This window comes from Streptomyces achromogenes subsp. achromogenes (assembly GCF_000720835.1).
GTDB lineage: Bacteria > Actinomycetota > Actinomycetes > Streptomycetales > Streptomycetaceae > Streptomyces > Streptomyces achromogenes.
The window spans coordinates 60253-80235 of the sequence record NZ_JODT01000024.1 but is presented as its reverse complement, the minus strand read 5'-3'; the positions used below and the strand labels follow the sequence as shown (position 1 = coordinate 80235).

The 19983-nt window shown below is 73.0% G+C and carries 22 protein-coding genes; 17 read left to right on the top strand and 5 right to left on the bottom strand.

Annotation, left to right across the window (positions count from 1 at the left end):
• Positions 1–8: 8 nt before the first annotated feature.
• Entirely contained in the window at positions 9–635 is a 627-nt protein-coding gene (locus IH25_RS0124505) for a TetR family transcriptional regulator (protein ID WP_030614502.1), read from the bottom strand.
• A 145-nt stretch (positions 636–780) separates the two neighbouring features.
• On the opposite strand from IH25_RS0124505, the gene IH25_RS41730 reads away from it, so the two are divergent.
• The 3 genes from IH25_RS41730 to IH25_RS0124490 are packed head-to-tail and all read left to right on the top strand — an operon-like array spanning position 781 to position 2486.
• Positions 781–945, top strand: coding sequence for a hypothetical protein (locus IH25_RS41730; protein ID WP_030614499.1), 165 nt, complete (start codon positions 781–783; stop codon positions 943–945).
• Positions 946–976: 31 nt separating this feature from the next.
• Complete coding sequence (locus IH25_RS0124495) at positions 977–1258, top strand: hypothetical protein (protein ID WP_030614497.1); 282 nt, start codon at positions 977–979, stop codon at positions 1256–1258.
• Between the two features lie 58 nt (positions 1259–1316).
• Entirely contained in the window at positions 1317–2486 is a 1170-nt protein-coding gene (locus IH25_RS0124490; protein ID WP_030614494.1) for a cysteine desulfurase family protein, read from the top strand.
• Here the strand turns inward: IH25_RS0124490 and IH25_RS0124485 are convergent.
• Positions 2483–3205 carry an N-acetylmuramoyl-L-alanine amidase gene (locus tag IH25_RS0124485; protein WP_030614490.1) on the bottom strand — a complete coding sequence of 241 codons (723 nt, stop codon included), beginning with the start codon at positions 3203–3205 and terminating at the stop codon, positions 2483–2485. The two genes, IH25_RS0124490 and IH25_RS0124485, sit on opposite strands and share 4 nt — an antisense overlap.
• A gap of 82 nt (positions 3206–3287) precedes the next feature.
• Between IH25_RS0124485 and mnmA the strand changes: the two genes are divergently transcribed.
• Positions 3288–4421 carry a tRNA 2-thiouridine(34) synthase MnmA gene (gene mnmA, locus IH25_RS0124480; RefSeq protein ID WP_030614487.1) on the top strand — a complete coding sequence of 378 codons (1134 nt, stop codon included), beginning with the start codon at positions 3288–3290 and terminating at the stop codon, positions 4419–4421.
• 10 nt (positions 4422–4431) lie between these two features.
• On the opposite strand, the gene IH25_RS0124475 is transcribed toward mnmA, so the two are convergent.
• Both IH25_RS0124475 and IH25_RS0124470 read right to left on the bottom strand, forming a co-directional pair.
• Positions 4432–5235, bottom strand: a complete 804-nt coding sequence (locus IH25_RS0124475) for an alpha/beta fold hydrolase (protein WP_030614483.1) — start codon at positions 5233–5235, stop codon at positions 4432–4434.
• A 92-nt stretch (positions 5236–5327) separates the two neighbouring features.
• Positions 5328–5651, bottom strand: coding sequence for a DUF427 domain-containing protein (locus IH25_RS0124470; RefSeq protein WP_030614480.1), 324 nt, complete (start codon positions 5649–5651; stop codon positions 5328–5330).
• Positions 5652–5728: 77 nt separating this feature from the next.
• Here IH25_RS0124470 and IH25_RS0124465 point away from each other — a divergent pair, with 77 nt between their 5' ends.
• From IH25_RS0124465 to gatB, 10 genes are all read left to right on the top strand, one after another.
• Positions 5729–6268: an LOG family protein gene (locus IH25_RS0124465; RefSeq protein ID WP_030614477.1), complete on the top strand. Its 540-nt coding sequence runs from the start codon at positions 5729–5731 to the stop codon at positions 6266–6268.
• 7 nt (positions 6269–6275) lie between these two features.
• A complete protein-coding gene (locus IH25_RS0124460; RefSeq protein ID WP_030614474.1) occupies positions 6276–6974 on the top strand; it encodes an SDR family oxidoreductase in 699 nt (232 codons plus the stop codon).
• A 72-nt stretch (positions 6975–7046) separates the two neighbouring features.
• Positions 7047–8054, top strand: a complete 1008-nt coding sequence (locus tag IH25_RS0124455) for a methionine synthase (RefSeq protein ID WP_030614471.1) — start codon at positions 7047–7049, stop codon at positions 8052–8054.
• Between the two features lie 14 nt (positions 8055–8068).
• Positions 8069–10264 (top strand): NAD-dependent DNA ligase LigA, encoded by a 2196-nt coding sequence (gene ligA / locus IH25_RS0124450; protein WP_030614469.1) that lies wholly within the window; start codon positions 8069–8071, stop codon positions 10262–10264.
• 259 nt (positions 10265–10523) lie between these two features.
• Complete coding sequence (locus IH25_RS0124445) at positions 10524–12788, top strand: putative bifunctional diguanylate cyclase/phosphodiesterase (RefSeq protein WP_030614466.1); 2265 nt, start codon at positions 10524–10526, stop codon at positions 12786–12788.
• A gap of 186 nt (positions 12789–12974) precedes the next feature.
• Positions 12975–13469, top strand: coding sequence for a cupin domain-containing protein (locus IH25_RS0124440; RefSeq protein WP_030614464.1), 495 nt, complete (start codon positions 12975–12977; stop codon positions 13467–13469).
• A gap of 93 nt (positions 13470–13562) precedes the next feature.
• Positions 13563–13859 (top strand): Asp-tRNA(Asn)/Glu-tRNA(Gln) amidotransferase subunit GatC, encoded by a 297-nt coding sequence (gatC, locus tag IH25_RS0124435; RefSeq protein ID WP_004925108.1) that lies wholly within the window; start codon positions 13563–13565, stop codon positions 13857–13859.
• A 5-nt stretch (positions 13860–13864) separates the two neighbouring features.
• Positions 13865–15364 carry an Asp-tRNA(Asn)/Glu-tRNA(Gln) amidotransferase subunit GatA gene (gene gatA, locus IH25_RS0124430; protein WP_030614458.1) on the top strand — a complete coding sequence of 500 codons (1500 nt, stop codon included), beginning with the start codon at positions 13865–13867 and terminating at the stop codon, positions 15362–15364.
• Positions 15361–15600 carry a hypothetical protein gene (locus IH25_RS0124425; protein WP_030614455.1) on the top strand — a complete coding sequence of 80 codons (240 nt, stop codon included), beginning with the start codon at positions 15361–15363 and terminating at the stop codon, positions 15598–15600. Before gatA ends, IH25_RS0124425 begins: the two co-directional genes overlap by 4 nt.
• A gap of 16 nt (positions 15601–15616) precedes the next feature.
• Positions 15617–17131, top strand: a complete 1515-nt coding sequence (gene gatB, locus IH25_RS0124420; RefSeq protein ID WP_030614452.1) for an Asp-tRNA(Asn)/Glu-tRNA(Gln) amidotransferase subunit GatB — start codon at positions 15617–15619, stop codon at positions 17129–17131.
• Positions 17132–17199: 68 nt separating this feature from the next.
• Here gatB and IH25_RS0124415 read toward each other — a convergent pair whose 3' ends face one another.
• Positions 17200–17997, bottom strand: coding sequence for an SAM-dependent methyltransferase (locus IH25_RS0124415; RefSeq protein ID WP_394298448.1), 798 nt, complete (start codon positions 17995–17997; stop codon positions 17200–17202).
• Between the two features lie 76 nt (positions 17998–18073).
• Between IH25_RS0124415 and IH25_RS42460 the strand changes: the two genes are divergently transcribed.
• From IH25_RS42460 to IH25_RS0124400, 3 genes are all read left to right on the top strand, one after another.
• Positions 18074–18475, top strand: a complete 402-nt coding sequence (locus tag IH25_RS42460; protein WP_030614445.1) for a hypothetical protein — start codon at positions 18074–18076, stop codon at positions 18473–18475.
• Between the two features lie 62 nt (positions 18476–18537).
• Positions 18538–19113 (top strand): GNAT family N-acetyltransferase, encoded by a 576-nt coding sequence (locus IH25_RS0124405; protein WP_030614442.1) that lies wholly within the window; start codon positions 18538–18540, stop codon positions 19111–19113.
• Between the two features lie 35 nt (positions 19114–19148).
• Positions 19149–19799, top strand: coding sequence for a hypothetical protein (locus tag IH25_RS0124400; RefSeq protein ID WP_030614439.1), 651 nt, complete (start codon positions 19149–19151; stop codon positions 19797–19799).
• Positions 19800–19983: the final 184 nt, after the last annotated feature.

Genomic DNA, 19983 nt, shown 5'->3' with positions numbered 1-19983 from the left:
GGGGCGGTTCAGTCCAGCCAGTGGGAGCGGCCGAGGGTGATGAGCCGCAGCTGGCGGGTGGCGAGCCGGGTCACCCGCTCCCGCTCGTCCTCGGGGGCCTCCAGCGCCTCCAGGAACAGCGAGGCGGTGATGAGCATCTGGTCGACGTAGAGGTGCGCGAGCATCAGCAGGTCGTCCTCGCTCCACCCCTCGGCCTCCTCGTCCTTGGCCAGTTCGGCCCGCACCTCCTCGGCGAACCGGTGCAGCTGGGCCCGGATGGCCTCCCGCACGGGCTGGACGCCGCCGTGCCGTTCGCGGGCGATGAAACGGACGTGTGCGGGGTACTCGGTCACATGACGGGCGATCAACTCGACGGCGCGCGTGATGCGTTCCTCGGGGTCGCCCGTGGTGGACACCGTCGTCCGCACCATTGGATGCAGGCTGCCCAGCGCCTCGTCGACCAGGGCCACCCCGAGGTCGGCGGTGGAGCGGAAGTGCCGGTAGAAGGCGGTCGGGGCGACCCCGACGGCCCGGGTGACCTCGCGCAGGCCCAGGCTGCTCAGGCTCTGCTCCTCCAGCAGGGCGAGCGCCGCGTCGAGGAACGCCTGCCGGGTCTTCTGCTTCTGGGCCTGCCGGATGCCGAGGGTGTGACTCATGTCATCCAGTTAACAACTGTTCTCTGGAATTGAAAAGCCGTCGGAAGCGCTAGACTCGAAGTCAGTGAACAACTGTTACTACAACTGTTCACCCAAACTTCACACCGGCTGAACACGAGGCATACCGGAGGGGGGATTCCATCCCATGCTGTTCCTCGTCGCCGCGCTCATGCTGCTCGGAGTGGTGCTGGGCACCGTCGCCCACGCGCCGCTGACCGTCAGCGCCGTCCTGGCCGCCGTCATCGCCGTCTGGCTCGGCGTCTTCGCGCTCCGCGAGCGCCACGGCCGCCGCCGCACGTCGTCCGACTGACCGCCCCGCAGTTCTCCGGGAGCTGAGCACCATGCACCTCACCGCACCGGCCGGCACCGGCCGCACCGCCCCGCGTCCGCGCACCCGGGACGCCGACGGCATGGCCGTCGCGTCCTTCATCCTCGGCCTCCTCGGCCTGCTCGTCCTCAACCTCCTCCTCGGCCCGATCGCCATCGTCCTCGCCGTGGCCGCCCTCTGGCGCGGCACGGCCCGCCGGGGCCGCGCCTTCCTGGGCCTCGCCCTGGGCGTCGCCGACCTGGTGGTCCTGGTTGTGACGATGCAGGTCACGGGGACGGTGTCCTGGAGCCTGTGAGGAGCCGGACTCCGCCCCGCCGGGCCGGCCACGGGGGAGCCGTAGAATCGGCCTCACCATGGCTTACCTCGACCACGCCGCGACCACCCCGATGCTCCCGGAGGCGGCAGAGGCGCTCACCGCCCAGCTGAGCATCACGGGCAACGCCTCCTCCCTCCACGCGTCCGGCCGGCAAGCCCGCCGCACGGTCGAGGAAGCCCGCGAAACCCTCGCGGAAGCGCTCGGCGCCCGCCCCAGCGAGGTCGTGTTCACCTCGGGCGGCACCGAGGCCGACAACCTCGCCGTCAAGGGCCTGTACTGGTCCCGCACCGCCGCCGACCCCGCCCGCACCCGCGTCCTCGCCAGCCCCGTCGAGCACCACGCCGTCCTCGACGCCGTGCACTGGCTCGGCGAGCACGAGGGCGCCACCGTCGAGTACCTCCCCGTCGACGCCTACGGCCGCGTCCACCCCGAGGCGCTGCGCGAGGCCATCGCCCGCGACCCCGGCGATGTCGCCCTGGCCACCGTGATGTGGGCCAACAACGAGATCGGCACGCTCATGCCGGTCCGCGAACTCGCCGACGTGGCAGGCGAGTTCGACGTCCCGCTGCACGCCGACGCGGTGCAGGCCTTCGGGCAGGTCCCCGTCGACTTCGCCGCCTCCGGCCTCGCCGCCATGACCGTCTCCGGCCACAAGATCGGCGGCCCGTACGGCATCGGCGCCCTGCTCCTGGGCCGTGAGTACAGCCCCGTACCCGTCCTGCACGGCGGCGGCCAGGAGCGGCACGTCCGCTCCGGCACGCTCGACGTACCCGCCGTGGCCTCCTTCGCCGTCGCCGGCCGGCTCGCCGCCGAGCGGCGGGAGCGGTTCGCGCGGGAGGTCGGCGGCCTGCGCGACCGGCTGGTCGACGCCGTGCGCGGCGCCGTCCCGGACGCGATCCTCGGCGGCGACCCGGCCCCCGGCGGCCGGCTCCCCGCCAACGCGCACTTCACCTTCCCCGGCTGCGAGGGCGACTCCCTGCTGCTCCTGCTGGACGCCCAGGGCATCGAGTGCTCCACCGGCTCCGCCTGCACCGCGGGCGTCGCCCAGCCCAGCCACGTCCTCCTCGCCACCGGCACCGACCCGGACCTGGCCCGCGGCACCCTGCGCTTCTCCCTCGGCCACACCTCCACCGAGGCGGACGTCGAGGCGGTGGCGAAGGCGATCGGCCCGGCGGTGGAACGCGCCCGCGCGGCCGGGCTCACCTAGGCCGTCCGCGCGGCCGGGCCGGCCGGGGAGGACTTGGCGCGTTCGGCGCCGACCAGGCGTATGTACCGCTCCCAGTCCCACAGCCGCCCCGGGTCCGTGTGGTCCGTGCCCGGCACCTGGGCGTGCCCGATGAGGTGCTCCCGGTCCACGGGGATGCCGTACCGCCCGCAGATCGCGGCCGCCAGCCGGGCCGAGGCCGCGTACAGGGCGTCGGTGAAGGAGGCCGGGTCCTCCACGAAGCCCTCGTGCTCGATGCCGACACTGCGTTCGTTGTACTCCCGGTTGCCCGCGTGGAAGGCCACGTCCAGCTCGCGGACCAGCTGGGTGATCCGACCGTCCCGGCGCACGATGTAGTGCGCCGCCGCGCCGTGCCCGGGGTCCTTGAAGGCCCGCACCGCCGACGCGTACCCGCCCTGGGTGACATGGACGACCACCCGGTCCACCGGGTAGTCGGCCGGCCGGTCCGCGCGGCGGTAGTTCGCCGCCGAGGCCGCCACCCAGCGCGCCCCGGGGAAGTCCACCGCGCCCGCCGTCCGCGGCTTGTCCACCCCGGGCAGCCGCCACCACGACCGGGACAGCTCCTCGCGGGCCAGCAGCGCCGTGCCCACGGCCGCCGCGACCCCGCCGACCAGCAGGGCCCGCCGCCCCAGCCGCCGGTCCCCGTCACCCGTCGGCGGCCCCGTGCCCGCCCCCGCCGCCGAACCCGAAGTCGCCCCCATGCCACCGACAACGGACGACCGGCCGGCCGGGTTCCCGCACCCCCGCACGCCGGTTCGCGCGCCCCCGTACCCTGGAAGGGTTATGACTGACACCCCGCAGCGCACCCGCCCCCTCCGCGTCCTCGCCGCCATGTCCGGCGGCGTGGACTCCGCCGTCGCCGCCGCGCGTGCCGCGGAGGCCGGCCACGACGTCACCGGCGTCCACCTCGCGCTCTCCACGAACCCGCAGTCCTTCCGAACCGGCGCGCGGGGCTGTTGCACCATCGAGGACTCGCGCGACGCCCGCCGCGCGGCCGACGTGATCGGCATCCCGTTCTACGTCTGGGACCTCGCCGACCGCTTCCGCGAGGACGTCGTGGAGGACTTCGTCGCCGAGTACGAGGCCGGCCGCACCCCGAACCCGTGCCTGCGCTGCAACGAGAAGATCAAGTTCGCGGCGCTGCTGGACAAGGCGCTGGCCCTCGGCTTCGACGCCGTGTGCACCGGCCACTACGCCAAGGTGATCGTGAAGGAGGACGGCTCGCGCGAGCTGCACCGCGCCTCCGACATGGCCAAGGACCAGTCGTACGTCCTCGGCGTGCTGGACGACAAGCAGCTCGCGCACGCGATGTTCCCGCTCGGCGACACGGTCACCACCAAGGAGGAGATCCGCGCGGAGGCCGAGCGCCGGGGCCTGGCCGTGGCCAAGAAGCCCGACTCGCACGACATCTGCTTCATCGCCGACGGCGACACCCAGGGCTTCCTGGCCCGCCGCCTCGGCAAGGCCGAGGGCGACATCGTGGACGAGTCCGGCAGCAAGCTGGGCACCCACGAGGGCGCCTACGGCTTCACCATCGGCCAGCGCAAGGGCCTCAGGATCGGCACCCCGGCCCCGGACGGCAAGCCGCGCTATGTCCTGGACATCTCCCCGGTCACCAACACGGTCACCGTCGGCCCGGCCGAGGCCCTGGACGTCACCGCCCTCACCGCGATCAGGCCCCGCTGGTGCGGCACCGCCCCCACCGGCCCCGGCACCTACACCGCCCAGCTGCGCGCGCACGGCGGCGAGACCGAGGTCGCCGCCGAACTCGTCGACGGCGAGCTGCGCGTCACCTTCACCGAGCCGGTCCGCGGCGTCGCCCCCGGCCAGGCGATCGTGCTGTACGACGGCACGCGCGTGGTGGGGTCGGCGACGATCGCGTCCACCACGCGTGCGACGGCGGCGACGGCGGTCTGAGCCGCACGGGTCAGCCCTGTTCTTCGCGGGGCCGCCCCGCGAAGAACTCCGCCAGCACCGGCCCCAGTACGTCCGGCTCCACCATGTGGGTCTGGCCCGGCAGGACGCGGTACGTGCCCCGCGGCACGGCCTCCGCGACCGCCTGGCCCGCCCGGTGCATCCACTCCGGGCTCGCGCCGCCCGCGAGCGCGAGGACCGGTACCGGGATCCGGGCGAGCAGGTCCCGGGGGAGCAGGCCGTCGGCCATGACCGCGTCGTCGTGGGCGAGGCTGGGCGCGAGCGTCTCCAGACCGGCCCACATCGGGGACTGGCGGGCGCGCTGGATCATCTCCTCGCCGAGGCCCGTCTGGCGCAGGAACAGCTCCACCGCGTCCCCGTGCCGGCCCCCGGCCAGCGCCTCGGTCAGCCGCTCCTTGTAGGCCGCCGCGCGCGCGGCGCCGTCCGCGAGGTGGTCGGCGTACGGCACCTCGTACACCGCCGCCCGGGTCGCCGGCACCCCGCCCGCCACCGCGCGCAGGACCAGCGCGCCGCCCGAGGAGACCCCGAACAGCGCCGCGTCGCCGCCCACGGCGTCGGCCAGCGCGGCCAGGTCCTCCACCTCGCGGTCGACCGCGTACGGCGCCGTGCCGCCGCTCTCGCCGCGGCCCCGGCGGTCGTAGACGACGGCCGTGCAGCGCTCCGCGAGACGCTCGGCCAGGGGCAGCACGGTGCCGCCGGTGGACATCGCGCCGCTCACCAGGATCACCGTGGGCCCGTGGCCGGTCACGTGGTACGCGAGAGAGGTGCCGTCGCGGGAAGTCGTCTTCTTGTCCATGGCCGTGCAGACTGCCGCACGGCACCTTCGCTCACCGGTCACGACACGGCGACACCCGGCTCGGTCATGCGACCGCGGTCAGGAAACCCCGGTCACGAAACCTCGGTGTCGTAGAAGCAGTAGTGGTCCTTGAGCCGGGCCATGTCGGGCTTGGGCTCGGGGTACGCCCAGACGAGGTCGGCCGCGTCCGGCAGCGACCAGTAGGACGCCGTGCCCTTGTAGGGGCAGACGGTGTGCGTGTCGGAGGGGGTCAGCAGATCGAGGCGTACGTCCTCGGCGGGGATGTAGTACCGCACCGGACAGCCCGTCTCGCGCAGCTCCAGCGGACGGTCGGTCTCCGCGAGCACCTGGCCGTCGTGCACCGCGCGCACGTGCCGCTCGCTCTGGTGGATCGTGATCGTGTGTCCATCGGTCATACCGGAACAGCACCGGACGGACCGCGCTTCTTCCCGCGCTTCCTCCCGCGCGGCGCGGGCACCGTACGGTATAGGCCATGAACATCTGCGTCTTCCTGTCCGCCGCCGACCTCGACGAGCGTTACACGCGCCCCGCGCGCGAGTTCGCGGAACTGATCGGCAAGGCCGGTCACACCCTGGTCTGGGGCGGTTCCGACAGCGGTCTGATGAAGGTGGTCGCCGACGGCGTGCAGGAGGCGGGCGGCCGGCTGCTGGGCGTCTCCGTGGAGTTCCTGGCGAACAAGGCGCGGCCCGGCGCCGACGAGATGATCATCGCGGCCGACCTCGCCGAGCGCAAGAAGCTGCTGCTGGAGAAGGCCGACGCCGTGGTGATCATGGTGGGCGGCACCGGCACCCTGGACGAGGCCACCGAGATCCTGGAGCTGAAGAAGCACGGCCGCACCGCCAAGCCGGTCGTGCTGCTGAACACGGCCGGTTTCTACGACGGCCTGCGCGAGCAGTTCCGCCGCATGGAGGCCGAGGGCTTCCTGCCCCGCCCGCTGGCCGAGCTGGTGTTCTTCGCCGACGAACCCGCCGGGGCCCTGGCCTACCTGGAGGAGCAGCTCGCCGGGCGGTGATGCGAGCATGGGCCCCATGGCTACACATGTGATCACCGGGGCCGGTTCCGGCATCGGCGCGGCCGTGACCCGCCGGCTGCACGCGCGCGGGGACGAACTCGTGCTGCACGCGCGCGACGCGGCCCGCGCCAAGGAGCTGGCGGCCGCCTTCCCCGGCGCCCGCACCCTGGTCGGCGACCTCGCGGACCCGGACAAGCTCTCCTGGGCGTTCTCCCACCAGTCGCTCCCGGACCGGGTGGACTCCCTGCTGCACATCGCCGGGGTCGTCGAGCTGGGCGGGGTCGGCGACCTCACCCCGAAGTCCTGGCACCACCAGCTGAACGTCAACCTGATCGCCCCGGCCGAGCTGACCCGGCACTTCCTGCCGCAGCTGCGGGCCGCACGCGGCCACGTCGTCTTCGTCAACTCCGGAGCCGGGCTGCACGCCAGTGCCGGCTGGTCCGGGTACGCCGCCTCCAAGCACGGCCTGAAGGCCCTCGCCGACGCCCTGCGCCAGGAGGAGCACGCGAACGGCGTCCGCGTCACCTCGGTCTACCCCGGCCGCACCGCCAGCCCCATGCAGGCCAAGGTGCACCAGCAGGAGGGCAAGGAGTACGACCCGGAGAAGTGGATCGACCCCGAGTCGGTCGCCACGACGATCCTGATGGCCCTGGACCTGCCGCGGGACGCGGAAGTCCACGACCTGTCGGTACGCCCGGGACGCTGACCCCGGTCCCGGGCCGCTGCTCCGGGGCCGGGCCCGTACCACTCGGGGTTCCGGGTTCCGTAGGCTTCCCTGGTGAGCGAAAACAGCCAGTTCAGGTTCCCGGGGGCCACCGGCGTGGGCTCCCTGCCCGGTACCGACGCGCGGGAGGCCGCCAAGACCGTCACCGGCAGCTTCGAGGACTTTCCGTTCCTCGCCGAGCTGCCCGCGCGCGGTCCCGGCGCCGACATGATCGGCCGGACCGCCGGGATGCTGGTCGAGCTGTACGCGCGCGTGGAGCCCAGCGGCTGGCGGCTCGGGGACCGGCCGGGCCGGGACACCAGGCGGGCGCGGTCCTGGCTGGTGGAGGACCTGGACGCCCTGGAGGAGTTCACCCAGGGCTACGAGGGCGACCTGAAGGTGCAGGCCGTCGGGCCGTGGACGCTGGCCGCCGCGCTGGAGCTGAGGAACGGCGAGGCCGCCCTGTCGGACGCCGGTGCCTGCCGGGACCTGGCCGCCTCGCTCGCCGAGGGGCTGCGGCTGCACCTGGCCGAGGTGCGGCGGCGCGTCCCGGGCGCCCGGCTCGTCCTCCAGCTCGACGAGCCCTCCCTGACCGCCGTGCTGCGCGGGCACGTCCGCACCGCCAGCGGCTACCGCACCCACCGCGCCGTGGACCGGCAGGTCGTGGAGGCCACGCTGCGGGACGTGGTCGCGGCGGCCGACGGCGACCCGGTGACCGTGCACTCCTGCGCTCCGGACGTGCCGTTCGCGCTGCTGCGGCGGGCCGGCGCGGCGGCCGTCTCCTTCGACTTCGCGCTGCTCACCGAGCGTGACGACGAGGCGATCGGCGAGGCCGTCGAGGCGGGGACCCGGCTGTTCGCCGGTGTCGTGCCGGGCACGGACGGCCCGTTGTCAGACCCTGCCGGTAGCGTCATGGGTGTCAGGACGCTGTGGCGCAGGCTGGGGCTGCATCCGGGGTTGCTCGCGGAGGCGGTCACGGTGACTCCGGCGTGCGGTCTGGCGGGCGCTTCCCCCGCCTACGCGCGCCGGGTGCTCGCCCACTGCGTCCGGGCGGCGAGATCCCTCGCGGACAACCCTGAGTAACGGAGGACAACACGGTGGCCGGCGACAAGCAAGCGGAGACGACAGCGGTGCCCGCCGAGGCCCGCGAGACCCACGCGCGCCTGGCGGAGCAGGTCGAGGAGCACCGCTTCCGGTACTACGTGAAGGACGCTCCCGTCGTCAGCGACGCGGAGTTCGACCGGCTCCTGAAGTCCCTGGAGGAGCTGGAGGAGCGGTATCCGGAGCTGCGCACCCCGGACTCGCCCACCCAGAAGGTCGCGGGGTCCTACGAGACGGAGTTCACCGCCGTCGAGCACCGCCAGCGGATGCTGTCGCTGGACAACACGTTCAACGACGAGGAGCTGGCCGCCTGGGCCGACCGCATCGCGAGGGAACTGGGCGACCAGACGTACCACTTCCTGTGCGAGCTGAAGGTGGACGGCCTCGCGGTCAACCTCACCTACGAGAAGGGCCGGCTGACCCGCGCGGCCACCCGGGGCGACGGCCGCACCGGCGAGGACATCACCCCGAACGTGCGCACCATCGCGGAGATCCCCGACCGCCTCGGCGGCGCGGAGGTGCCCGACCTGGTGGAGATCCGCGGCGAGGTGTACTTCCCGATGGAGAAGTTCCTCGAACTGAACGAACGCCTGGTCGCGGCCGGCGACAAGCCGTTCGCCAACCCCCGCAACGCCGCCGCCGGTTCCCTGCGCCAGAAGGACCCGAGGGTCACCGCGACCCGCCCGCTGCACATGGTGGTGCACGGCATCGGCGCCCTGGAGGGCTTCACCGGCATGACCCGGCTCTCCCAGGCGTACGACCTGCTGAAGACCTGGGGCCTGCCCACCTCCCCGCACAACCGCGTGGTCGACGGCCTTAACGGGGTGCGCGAGTTCATCGCGTACTACGGCGAGAACCGGCACTCCGTCGAGCACGAGATCGACGGTGTCGTGGTCAAGCTGGACGAGATCCGCCTCCAGGGGCGGCTCGGCTCCACCGCGCGGGCGCCGCGCTGGGCGATCGCCTACAAGTACGCGCCGGAGGAGGTCAACACCAAGCTGGTCGACATCAAGGTGGGTGTCGGCCGCACCGGCCGGGTCACGCCGTACGCCCAGGTGGAGCCGGTCACGGTGGCGGGCAGCGAGGTGGAGTTCGCCACCCTGCACAACCAGGAGGTCGTCAAGGCCAAGGGCGTCCTCATCGGGGACACCGTCGTGCTGCGCAAGGCCGGTGACGTCATCCCGGAGATCCTCGGTCCGGTGGTGGACCTGCGGGACGGCAGCGAGCGGGAGTTCGTGATGCCGGAGAAGTGCCCGGAGTGCGGTACGCCGCTGCGGCCGATGAAGGAGGGCGACGTCGACCTGCGCTGCCCGAACGCCCGTACGTGTCCGGCCCAGTTGCGCGAGCGGGTGTCGTATCTGGCGGGCCGCGAGTGCCTGGACATCGAGCACTTCGGTGCGGTGGCCGCCGCCGCGCTGACCCGGCCGCTGGAGCCGGCCGACCCGCCGCTGGTGGACGAGGGTGACCTGTTCGACCTGACGGTGGAGAAGCTGCTGCCCATCAAGGCCCATGTGCTGGACCCGGACAGCGGACTGCCCAAGCACGACCCCAAGACCGGTGAGGAGAAGGTCGTCACGGTCTTCGCCAACCAGAAGGGCGAGCCGAAGAAGAACACCCTCGCCCTGCTGGCGAACATCGAGGCGGCCAAGTCCCGCCCGCTGGCCCGCTTCCTGAACGGGCTGTCCATCCGGCACGTGGGGCCGGTCGCCGCGCAGGCCCTCGCGCGCGAGTTCCGCTCCATCGACCGCATCGAGCAGGCGACCGAGGAGGAGCTGGCGGCCACCGACGGGGTCGGCCCGATCATCGCCGCCGCGCTCAAGGAGTGGTTCGCCGAGGACTGGCACCGCGAGATCGTCCGCAAGTGGAAGGCCGCCGGGGTGCCGCTGGAGGACGAGGCGTCCGGCGAGGACGAGGGGCCGCGCCCGCTGGAGGGGCTCACGGTCGTCGTCACCGGCACGCTGGAGCACTACACCCGGGACGGCGCCAAGGAGGCACTGCAGACCCGGGGCGCCAAGGTGACCGGTTCGGTTTCGAAAAAGACATCTTTCGTCGTCGTGGGTGACAACCCTGGATCGAAATATGACAAGGCCATGCAGCTGAAGGTGCCTGTTCTGAACGAGGACGGTTTCGGCGTCCTGTTGGAGCAGGGCCCCGAAGCGGCGGCCGAAGTCGCGCTTCCGACCGAGGAGTAGCGGTTGAAGGCCACCCGTTCGGCGCATATCAGTTGCATACGGGTGGCCCGGGCGCATTCGGGCAACCGTCGGAGACCGCTGCCCGTGGATGCCTTCCGCGGCCTACTGTTGAGGTGTGCGCCTGCCGTGCCCAGCTGCGGCTGGGGCATCTCCGTGCCCTCGACAGGCCCGGGGAGGGTTTCTTCGACGCGGAGCCGCTGATGGTTGTCGGGCATCGGGCCGCGTGGCGTGGGCACCGCCGGCTGTGAGAGGGACGGGAATGGAACCGACCGAGAGCGCCGCCCCCAACGCACGGCTGCGCCCGCGCCGCCGTGCGGGGGCCTGGCGCGAGAACCGGTGGACCGGGTGGGCCGAGGGCCGTACGGGAGTGCGGCCGCGCCCCGTCACCCCGCGTCCCGCCGGCCCGGGCGCGGCCCTCCAGCACGCCGCCCCGTTGCCGCCGGCCGCCCGGTCCGCGCCCGGCCTGGCCGGCGCCGGCACCGAGCGGCACCCGTCCTGGCCGGCGCTGCCCGCGGCCGTCGTCGCCGCCGCGGGACTCGCCCTGGCCGCCGGGTTCTACGGCGCCTGCGCCGGCGGCCACGCCCTCTTCCCGAACGGCACGGTCGGCTGGGCGCTGGCCCTGCTCACCGGCGTCATCGTCGGCCACCTCGTCATGCTGGGCCGGGCCCGCTGGTGGGGCGGCACCGGCTCGGGCGCCGCCCTCACCCTCGCCGTCCTGCTGCTGTACGGCTGGGTGCCGGCCGGACTGGTCAGCCTCACCGTCGTCGTCCTGGTCGGTGCCGCCCGCCGGCACCGCTGGCGCCAGGGGGTGCTGCACGGCGCGGTGGACATCCTCGGCATCGGCGTCGGCGCCCTGCTGCTCGGCGCGTTCGGCCGGGTCCCGAGCGTCGAGGACCCCTGGCGGCCCGACAACTGGAGCATCGCCACCGCCCCCGAGGTCGTCCTGGTCGCGGTCGCCTACCTCGCCGTCGGCCGCGGCCTGCTGTGGTACCTGACCGCGCCGCGCGACGGCGGGCTGCCCACCATCACCCGCACCGCCCTGGTCCGACAGGGCCTGGTCGCCGTCGCGCTGCTCGGCATCGCGCCGCTGCTGTGCGTCGTCGCCGACGCCGAGCCGATCCTCCTCCCGCTCTTCGCCATCCCGCTCATCGCCCTGGACTCCACGCTGTGGATGGCCCGCGCCCGCGCCGAGGAGCAGCTGCGCGACCCGCTGACCGGGCTGCCCAACCGGCAGTGGCTGCTGGAGCGCATCTGGACCGCGCTGGACGACGCCGACCGCATCGGGGCCCGCTCCGCGCTCATGCTGATCGACCTCGACCGCTTCCGCTCGGTGAACGACACCCTCGGTCATCTGGCCGGTGACCGGCTGCTGCTCCAGATCGCCGACCGGCTGCGGCTCGCCCTGCCGCGCGGCGCCGAGGCCGCCCGGCTCGGCGGGGACGAGTTCGCCGTGTTACTCCCCGTCGCCGACTCCACCACGTCGGCGACGCGCGTTGCCCGTTCTCTCGTCACCGCCCTCAGCTCCCCGCTCGACCTGGACGGCCTCACCCTCGTCCTGGAGGCCAGCGCCGGTGTGGCGGTCTTCCCCGATCACGCCCTCGACGCCGAGGGGATGCTGCGCCGCGCCGACGTCGCCATGTACCAGGCGAAGCGGGACCGCACCGGCGTCGAGGTCTACGAGTCCAAGCGGGACTCCAACACCCCCGACCGCCTCGGCCTGCTCGGCGATCTGCGCCGGGCCCTCGACGCGCACGAGGTCCAGCTGCACTACCAGCCCAAGGTCCGCTTCGACGGACAGGTGGCCGGCCTGGAGGCGCTGGTCCGCTGGGTGCACCCCGAGCGCGGCAAGGTGCCGCCGGACGAGTTCATAGCGATAGCCGAGTCCTCCGGGCTGATGCCCCACCTCACCGAGTACGTCCTGGAGACCGCGCTCGGCCAGGTCGCCCGGTGGCGCGCACAGGGCCTGCGGGTCCCGGTCGCCGTCAACGTCTCCCCGCGCGACGTCCACACGCCCGGCTTCGCCGGCTCCGTCGCCGCCCGCCTGGCCCGGCACGGGGTCCCGGCCGGGGCGCTCCAGCTGGAGATCACGGAACACGTGCTGCTGGAGGACCCGCAGCGGGCCGCCGACACCCTCGCCGGGCTCACCGGGCACGGCGTCAAGATGTCCCTGGACGACTTCGGCACCGGGTACTCGTCCCTGGTGCACCTGCGCAGGCTGCCGGTCAGCGAGCTGAAGATCGACCGCTCCTTCGTGGCCCGGCTCGCCGTCGACACCGAGGACGCCGAGATCGTCCGCTGCACGGTGGACCTGGCCCATTCGCTGGGGCTGCTGGTCGTCGCCGAGGGCGTGGAGGACGACGAGACCTGGGAGCGGCTGCGGGACCTGGGCTGTGACGCGGTGCAGGGCTGGCTGGTCGCCGCGGCGATGCCGCCGGAGGAGGCCACCACCTGGCTGCTGGCCCGGGGCTCCCGAGGCTGGCAGAGGTCCCCCGCCGCACCCGCCGTACTGCCCGCGGCCGAGTAGCCGCCCGCTCCCCGGACGGGGGCCGGCCGGCAAGGTCTGCGGTACGGCGGTACGAAGGCCGCCGGGTGCGGAATGGGCTTCGCGACCAAGATCGTTGTAGCGACCGGCGCCGGCCCGCTCTTTCGCGGCCCGGGCGCCACACCAGCAGGCGCCCACCGGCGGGCGCCGCGACGAGGGAGAGGCGCCATGTCGCTGTTCGTGCCCAGGTTCGATGACACCGTACTGGTCCGGGACGCCGAGGCCGAGGTGGTCGGGGACACCCCCGTGGCCGTACGGCTGCTGGCCGACAGCAGCGCGAGCGGCGGTGCGCTGTCCACCGTGCGGGTCACCCTCGCCGAGGGGGCCGACGGCGCCCGCCCGCATGTCCACCACAACTCGGCCGAGATGTTCTACCTGCTCGACGGCGAGGCCGAGGTCCTCTCCGGCGACGACGTCGTCACCGCCGCACGCGGCGACCTGATCATCGTCCCGCCGGACCGCCCCCATGCCTTCGCCGCCGCGCCCGGCGCCACCGCCGACCTGCTGATCGTCATCGCACCGGGCGTCGAGCGCTTCGATTACTTCCGCCACCTCCAGCGCGTCCGCCTGGGCGAGGCCGCGCCGGAGAGCCTGCTGGAGATCCAGGAGCTGTACGACAACCACTTCCTGAAGAGCGCGGCCTGGGACGGCCGGCACCGCTGAGGCGGCCCCCCGGGGGAAACCGTTTCACGGGCACGGGGCCCCGCCCCATAGGATTGGGCCCAAACCACACACACTCACCCAGAGGATCGCTGCATGCCTGGCATCACGCGCGAGGAGGTCGCCCACCTCGCCCGGCTGGCGCGTCTGGAGCTGAAGCCCGAAGAACTCGACCACTTCGCGGGACAGCTCGACGACATCATCGGCGCGGTCGCCCGCGTCAGCGAGGTCGCCGACCAAGACGTACCGCCGACCTCTCACCCGCTCCCGCTGACGAACGTCATGCGGCCGGACGAGGTCCGTCCCTCGCTCACCCCCGAGCAGGCGCTCTCCGGCGCCCCGGCCCAGGAGCAGCAGCGTTTCAAGGTGCCGCAGATCCTGGGGGAGGAGTGACCACCATGACGGACAGCAACATCATCAAGCTCACGGCCGCGCAGATCGCCGAGAAGATCGCCTCCGGCGAGCTGACGGCGGTCCAGGTCACCGAGGCCCACCTCGCCCGGATCGAGGCCGTCGACGAGAAGGTCCACGCCTTCCTGCACGTCGACCGCGAGGGCGCCCTCGCCCAGGCCCGTGCCGTGGACGCCAAGCGCGAGCGCGGCGAGAAGCTCGGCCCGCTGGCCGGCGTCCCGCTCGCGCTCAAGGACATCTTCACCACCGAGGGCGTGCCCACGACCGTCGGCTCGAAGATCCTCGAAGGCTGGATCCCGCCGTACGACGCGACGCTCACCAAGCGGCTGAAGGCCGCCGACGTCGTCATCCTCGGCAAGACCAACATGGACGAGTTCGCCATGGGGTCCTCCACCGAGAACAGCGCCTACGGGCCGACCGGCAACCCCTGGGACCTCACCCGGATCCCCGGCGGCTCCGGCGGCGGTTCCTCCGCCGCGCTCGCCGCCTACGAGGCCCCGCTCGCCATCGGCACCGACACCGGCGGCTCCATCCGCCAGCCGGCCGCCGTCACCGGCACCGTCGGCGTGAAGCCGACCTACGGCGCGGTGTCCCGGTACGGCATGGTCGCCTTCTCCTCCTCCCTCGACCAGGGCGGCCCCTGCGCCCGTACGGTCCTGGACGCGGCCCTGCTGCACGAGGTGATCGCCGGCCACGACCCGCTGGACTCCACGTCCATCGACGCTCCCGTCCCGCCGGTGGTCGAGGCCGCCCGCAACGGCAGCGTCCAGGGCATGCGCGTCGGCGTGGTCAAGCAGTTCCGCGGCGAGGGCTACCAGGCCGGCGTTATCCAGCGCTTCGACGAGTCGGTGGAGCTGCTCAAGGAGCTGGGCGCCGAGATCGTCGAGCTGGACTGCCCGTCCTTCGACCTCGCCCTGTCGGCGTACTACCTGATCGCCCCGTCCGAGTGCTCCTCCAACCTGGCCCGCTTCGACGGCCTGCGCTACGGCGCGCGGACCGGCGACGACGGCACGCACTCCGCCGAGGAGGTCACCTCCCTGACCCGCGAGGCCGGCTTCGGCCCCGAGGTCAAGCGCCGGATCATGCTCGGCACGTACGCGCTGTCGAGCGGTTACTACGACGCGTACTACGGTTCCGCGCAGAAGGTCCGCACGCTCATCACGCAGGACTTCGAGAAGGCCTTCGAGCAGGTCGACGTGATCGTCTCCCCGACGACCCCGACCACCGCCTTCCCGATCGGCGAGCGCGCCGACGACCCGATGGCGATGTACCTCGCGGACCTGTGCACCATCCCGACCAACCTGGCGGGCAACGCGGCCATGTCCCTGCCCTGCGGTCTCGCCCCGGAGGACAACCTCCCGGTGGGCCTGCAGATCATCGCCCCGGCGCTGAAGGACGACCGGCTGTACAAGGTGGGCGCCGCCGTCGAGGCCGCCTTCGTGGAAAAGTGGGGTCACCCGCTGCTGGAGGAGGCACCGTCGCTGTGAGCAAGCTGTCGAAGGCCAAGGACTTCAAGAAGTCCAAGTCCGGTACGTACCTGTCCATGGCCGCCACCGCGTTCGGCGCGGTCGGCGCCGCGAAGCAGATCAAGAAGGCCCGCGCCGAGAACGACACGCTGAGGCTCGTCGACGCCGTCGTCACCGCCGCAGGCATCGTCACCGGCCTCGCCATCCTCTACCGCGAGCTGAAGCGGCTGGGCGACGACGACGTCCTGCTGGGCTGAGAGGGAAGTTTTCACCGTGACCACCACGACCGACCTGGTGTCGTACGAGGACGCGCTGGCCGCGTACGACCCCGTCATGGGCCTTGAGGTCCATGTCGAACTCGGCACCAAGACCAAGATGTTCTGCGGCTGTTCGACGGCGCTCGGCGCCGACCCGAACTCCCAGACCTGCCCCGTCTGCCTCGGCCTGCCCGGCGCGCTCCCGGTCGTCAACGCGACCGGCGTCGAGTCCGCCATCAAGATCGGTCTCGCGCTGAACTGCGAGATCGCCGAATGGTGCCGCTTCGCCCGGAAGAACTACTTCTATCCGGACATGCCGAAGAACTTCCAGACCTCCCAGTACGACGAGCCGATCGCCTTCAACGGCTACCTCGACGTGCAGCTGGAGGACGGCGAGACCTTCCGCGTGGAGATCGAGCGCGCCCACATGGAGGAGGACACCGGCAAGTCGACGCACGTCGGCGGCGCCACCGGCCGTATCCACGGCGCGTCCCACTCCCTGCTGGACTACAACCGCGCCGGCATCCCGCTCATCGAGATCGTCACCAAGCCGATCGTGGGCGCCGGCGAGCGCGCCCCCGAGGTGGCGAAGGCGTACGTCCGCGAGCTGCGCGAGGTCATCCGCGCCCTCGGCGTGTCCGAGGCCCGCATGGAGATGGGCCAGATGCGCTGCGACGTGAACCTGTCGCTGATGCCCAAGGGCGCCGACAAGTTCGGCACGCGCTCGGAGACGAAGAACGTCAACTCCCTGCGCTCGGTGGAGCGTGCGGCCCGCTACGAGATCATGCGCCACGCGGCCGTGCTCTCCGGCGGCGGCACGATCGTCCAGGAGACCCGCCACTTCCACGAGGACACCGGGTCCACGACCTCGGGCCGCGTGAAGGAGGAGGCCGAGGACTACCGGTACTTCCCGGAGCCCGACCTGGTCCCCGTCGCGCCCTCGCGCGAGTGGGTCGAGGAGATCCGCGCGGCCCTGCCCGAGCTGCCGCTGGCCCGCCGCACCCGCCTGCTGGCGGAGTGGGGCATCTCCGCCACCGACATGCAGGCCATCCTGAACGCCGGCGCGCTGGACCTGATCGTCGCCACGATCGACGCCGGTGCCGACGCGGCCGCCGCCCGCAAGTGGTGGATGGGCGAACTCGCGCGCAGCGCCAACGAGTCCGGCACGGCGCTGGACGAGCTGGCGATCACCCCGCGGCAGGTGGCCCGGGTCACCGAGCTGGTCGCCAAGGGAGACCTGAACGACAAGCTGGCCCGCCAGGTCATCGAGGGCGTCCTCGCGGGCGAGGGCACCCCCGACGAGGTGGTCGACAAGCGAGGTCTGAAGGTCGTCTCGGACGAGGGCGCGCTGACCGCCGCCGTCGAGGAGGCCATCGCCGGCAACCCGGCCATCGCGGACAAGATCCGCGGCGGCAAGGTGGCCGCGGCCGGCGCCCTGGTCGGCGCGGTCATGAAGGCCACCCGCGGCCAGGCCGACGCGGCCCGTGTCAAGGAGCTGATCCTGGACAAGCTGGGCGTCACCGAGGGCTGACCCCACCCGCGCACGGCCCCGGAGGCACGACCGCCTCCGGGGCCGTACGCATGGTGTCGTACGTCCTGCTAGGCCCGGCGTCCCACGACCCGTACGAAGCCCAGCGCGCGCCCCTGGTCCACGCGGAGCATCTCCGCGGACCGGCCCGCCATGCGGACGTGGAAGTCGTCCGTGCTCTCCTCGGCGACCACGTCGCACCACAGCAGCCAGTCCCGCCAGCCGTCCTCCAGCCAGTCGGCCGTCTCGACCTCCACGGCCCCGCTGCGGCCCCAGTGGCGCCGCCACCAGTCCGCGGTGTGGAAGCACCAGAAGGCGGGCTCCCACCAGGGCTCCAGGTGCTTCGGCGGCTCGGTGCCCGCCGGCTCCTCGCGCAGCGCCGGGACGACGACCCCGATCCGCCCGCCCGGCTTCAACAGACGGGTCAGGGACGGCAGATACAGGTCGTCGGTGCCGAAGTACTGGTAGGCGTCGATGGAGACGATCGCGTCGAAGGTCCCCTCGGCGAACGGTAGGTCGTGGGCCTCGGCGCGCACGGGCAGCACCCGGTCGGCGACACCCGCCTCGGCGAGCCGTACGGCGTTCTCGCCGGGCTCCACCCACAGGTCGGCGGCGGTGACCTGGAGGCCGTACTCGCGGGCCAGGAAGACGGAGGTCATCGCCCGTCCGCAGCCCAGGTCGAGCACGCGCGCGCCCGGCGGCAGCGCGTCCAGCCCGAGGGCGGGGGCCAGCCACTCCAGCAGCCACAGCGCGTGCGGGCCCATCTGGTTCTCGACGGTCCAGCGGGCGTCGTAGCCGTTGCTGCGGGGGTAACGCGGGTGGGTGACACGGCGGGTGAGCGCGTCCGGTGTGGTCGGTGAGCTGTTCACAAGCAACCATCCCTAGCAGCCGGGACGGCCGCCCCGCACCGGGTTTTCGCCGCCGTGGGAGGTACGCTCGCCCGCCATGAGGGGAAGCACCACCGAATCCGATGCCGAGCCCGCGACGAAGGAGGCCGCCGAAGCGCACGAAGCCGCCGGGGACGCCGAGGAGCCGGCCGGGGGCGCCGAGCAGTACGCGGGAGCCGACGAGGAGTACGCCGGGGGCGCCGAGGAGTACGTGACGGACGCCCGGCGGGCCCGCTGGGCCGCCGTCGGGACCGGGGCGCTGCTGACCTGCGCGGGGCTGGGCGCGGCGCTGCTGAGGTCCGCCGGCGCCGCCCCGGCGCTCGTGCCCGCCGCCTACGCCCTCGGCGCCGCCGTGTGCGCGCTCGCGGCGGTGCTGGGCGCCAGGGGCCGTACCCGCAGGGCCTTGTGGCTGCTGATCGCGGGCGTGATGATCATGGCGATCGGGGACCAGTTCGACTGACGTATTTTTGCCGTACCGACCGGGTCCCGGCGGACGAACTGCGGGAAGGAAAGTGCGGCTTCATGTACGCGATATCGCTCGGTGACGACGGCGCCGAACTGCGGCCCCTGGAGGTGTGGCACGCCGGGGAGCTGCTGGAGAACATCGACCGGGGACGGGAGTTCATCGGCCGGCACATAGGGCTCGCGGACGCGGTCCGCGATCTCGACGGGGCCCGTGCCTGGCTGAAGTCGTACGCCGACAAGCGCGCCGCTGACGCCGGTGGCCTGCACGGGATCCGGCTCGACGGCAAGCTCGTCGGAGGGCTGCTGTTCCGCGTCTGGGACACCCCGAGCGGGGTCTGCGAGGCCGGCTGCTGGCTGGAGCCGGCCGCGGCGAGACGCGGGCTGGTCACGCGCGGCATGCGGATCCTGCTCGACTGGGCGTTCGAGGAGCGCGGCATGCACCGGGTGGAGTGGCAGGTGTCCTCGGCCAACGAGCCGAGCATCAACGTGGCCCGGCGGCTCGGCATGACCCGCGAGGGCGTGCTCCGCGAGAACTACCCGCACGGGGGTGTGCGCACCAGCACCGAGATCTGGGCGGTGCTGGCACCCGAGTGGCGTGCGGCACGCGCGCGTACCGAGCGAAACGATCGTTAAGAGACCTCTCAGACAGCGTCCGTACGGTGCCGGGCATGGCAACGAAGACAGCGGAAGGCGCCGAGACCGCCGGCACCGGTACCGGTACCGAGACGCGCAAGGACGACGAGACGACCACGGCCGGCCCCGGGGGCGTGGCGCAGACGGCGGAGGCTGAGGAAGCCGGGGAGGCCGGGGAGGCCGGGCCGGAGACGGCCGGCGAGGAAGACGGGGAGCGCGGGGAGACCGGGGAGAACGGGGACGCCGAGGGCGCCGCGGAAGGCGAGGCGGACGGCGCCGGTGACAAGGTGTCCTCCGGGGTCGGCCAGGGCGCCGGTGCCGTCGTCTCCGCCGCGCTGGGCCTGGTCTCGCTCACCGGTGGCTGGGTCGGCACCGTCGCCTCCGCCCGCGAGCAGCTCATCGGCCAGCTGCGCACGTCCACCAGCGCGAGCGTCGGCACCCAGCTCAAGGAGGTCTACGGCGACGCCTGGCACACCACCGCCCTGTGGGCCGGGCTGTTCGCGCTGGCCGCGCTGGTCACCGCCGTGGTGGTGCTGGTCCGGCCCGCGTTCGGCGCCCCGGGCCGCCCGCAGGCCGCCTGGATCAGGTCGGTGGCCTGGGCGGGCCTCTCGCTCGGCGTCATCGGCCTGCTGCTGGCCGTCCTGAAGTACTCCGACGCCCTGCTGGCCGTGCCCTCCGCCGGCTGAGCGGACGCGGATCCCGGGGGTCTTAGGGCGTCCCCGTCCGGTGGGCGGACGCCCTAAGGCCCCTTACGCGCGCGTACGGCCCGCCGGACGCGCGAAGATGCGGCACTTACCCGATGCGGCGGACCCGGCCGCGGGACGAGAGTGGGATGCGTCGCGGAAAGCGGCACTTGCCACCGAATCCCTC

Excerpts from the sequence above, each read along its gene's own strand:
- IH25_RS0124505 (WP_030614502.1), bottom strand. The coding sequence starts at position 635 with ATGAGTCACACCCTCGGCATCCGGCAGGCCCAGAAGCAGAAGACCCGG.
- IH25_RS41730 (WP_030614499.1), top strand. The coding sequence starts at position 781 with ATGCTGTTCCTCGTCGCCGCGCTCATGCTGCTCGGAGTGGTGCTGGGC.
- IH25_RS0124495 (WP_030614497.1), top strand. The coding sequence starts at position 977 with ATGCACCTCACCGCACCGGCCGGCACCGGCCGCACCGCCCCGCGTCCG.
- IH25_RS0124490 (WP_030614494.1), top strand. The coding sequence starts at position 1,317 with ATGGCTTACCTCGACCACGCCGCGACCACCCCGATGCTCCCGGAGGCG.
- IH25_RS0124485 (WP_030614490.1), bottom strand. The coding sequence starts at position 3,205 with ATGGGGGCGACTTCGGGTTCGGCGGCGGGGGCGGGCACGGGGCCGCCG.
- mnmA (WP_030614487.1), top strand. The coding sequence starts at position 3,288 with ATGACTGACACCCCGCAGCGCACCCGCCCCCTCCGCGTCCTCGCCGCC.
- IH25_RS0124475 (WP_030614483.1), bottom strand. The coding sequence starts at position 5,235 with ATGGACAAGAAGACGACTTCCCGCGACGGCACCTCTCTCGCGTACCAC.
- IH25_RS0124470 (WP_030614480.1), bottom strand. The coding sequence starts at position 5,651 with ATGACCGATGGACACACGATCACGATCCACCAGAGCGAGCGGCACGTG.
- IH25_RS0124465 (WP_030614477.1), top strand. The coding sequence starts at position 5,729 with ATGAACATCTGCGTCTTCCTGTCCGCCGCCGACCTCGACGAGCGTTAC.
- IH25_RS0124460 (WP_030614474.1), top strand. The coding sequence starts at position 6,276 with ATGGGCCCCATGGCTACACATGTGATCACCGGGGCCGGTTCCGGCATC.
- IH25_RS0124445 (WP_030614466.1), top strand. The coding sequence starts at position 10,524 with ATGGAACCGACCGAGAGCGCCGCCCCCAACGCACGGCTGCGCCCGCGC.
- IH25_RS0124440 (WP_030614464.1), top strand. The coding sequence starts at position 12,975 with ATGTCGCTGTTCGTGCCCAGGTTCGATGACACCGTACTGGTCCGGGAC.
- gatC (WP_004925108.1), top strand. The coding sequence starts at position 13,563 with ATGCCTGGCATCACGCGCGAGGAGGTCGCCCACCTCGCCCGGCTGGCG.
- gatA (WP_030614458.1), top strand. The coding sequence starts at position 13,865 with ATGACGGACAGCAACATCATCAAGCTCACGGCCGCGCAGATCGCCGAG.
- IH25_RS42460 (WP_030614445.1), top strand. The coding sequence starts at position 18,074 with ATGAGGGGAAGCACCACCGAATCCGATGCCGAGCCCGCGACGAAGGAG.
- IH25_RS0124405 (WP_030614442.1), top strand. The coding sequence starts at position 18,538 with ATGTACGCGATATCGCTCGGTGACGACGGCGCCGAACTGCGGCCCCTG.
- IH25_RS0124400 (WP_030614439.1), top strand. The coding sequence starts at position 19,149 with ATGGCAACGAAGACAGCGGAAGGCGCCGAGACCGCCGGCACCGGTACC.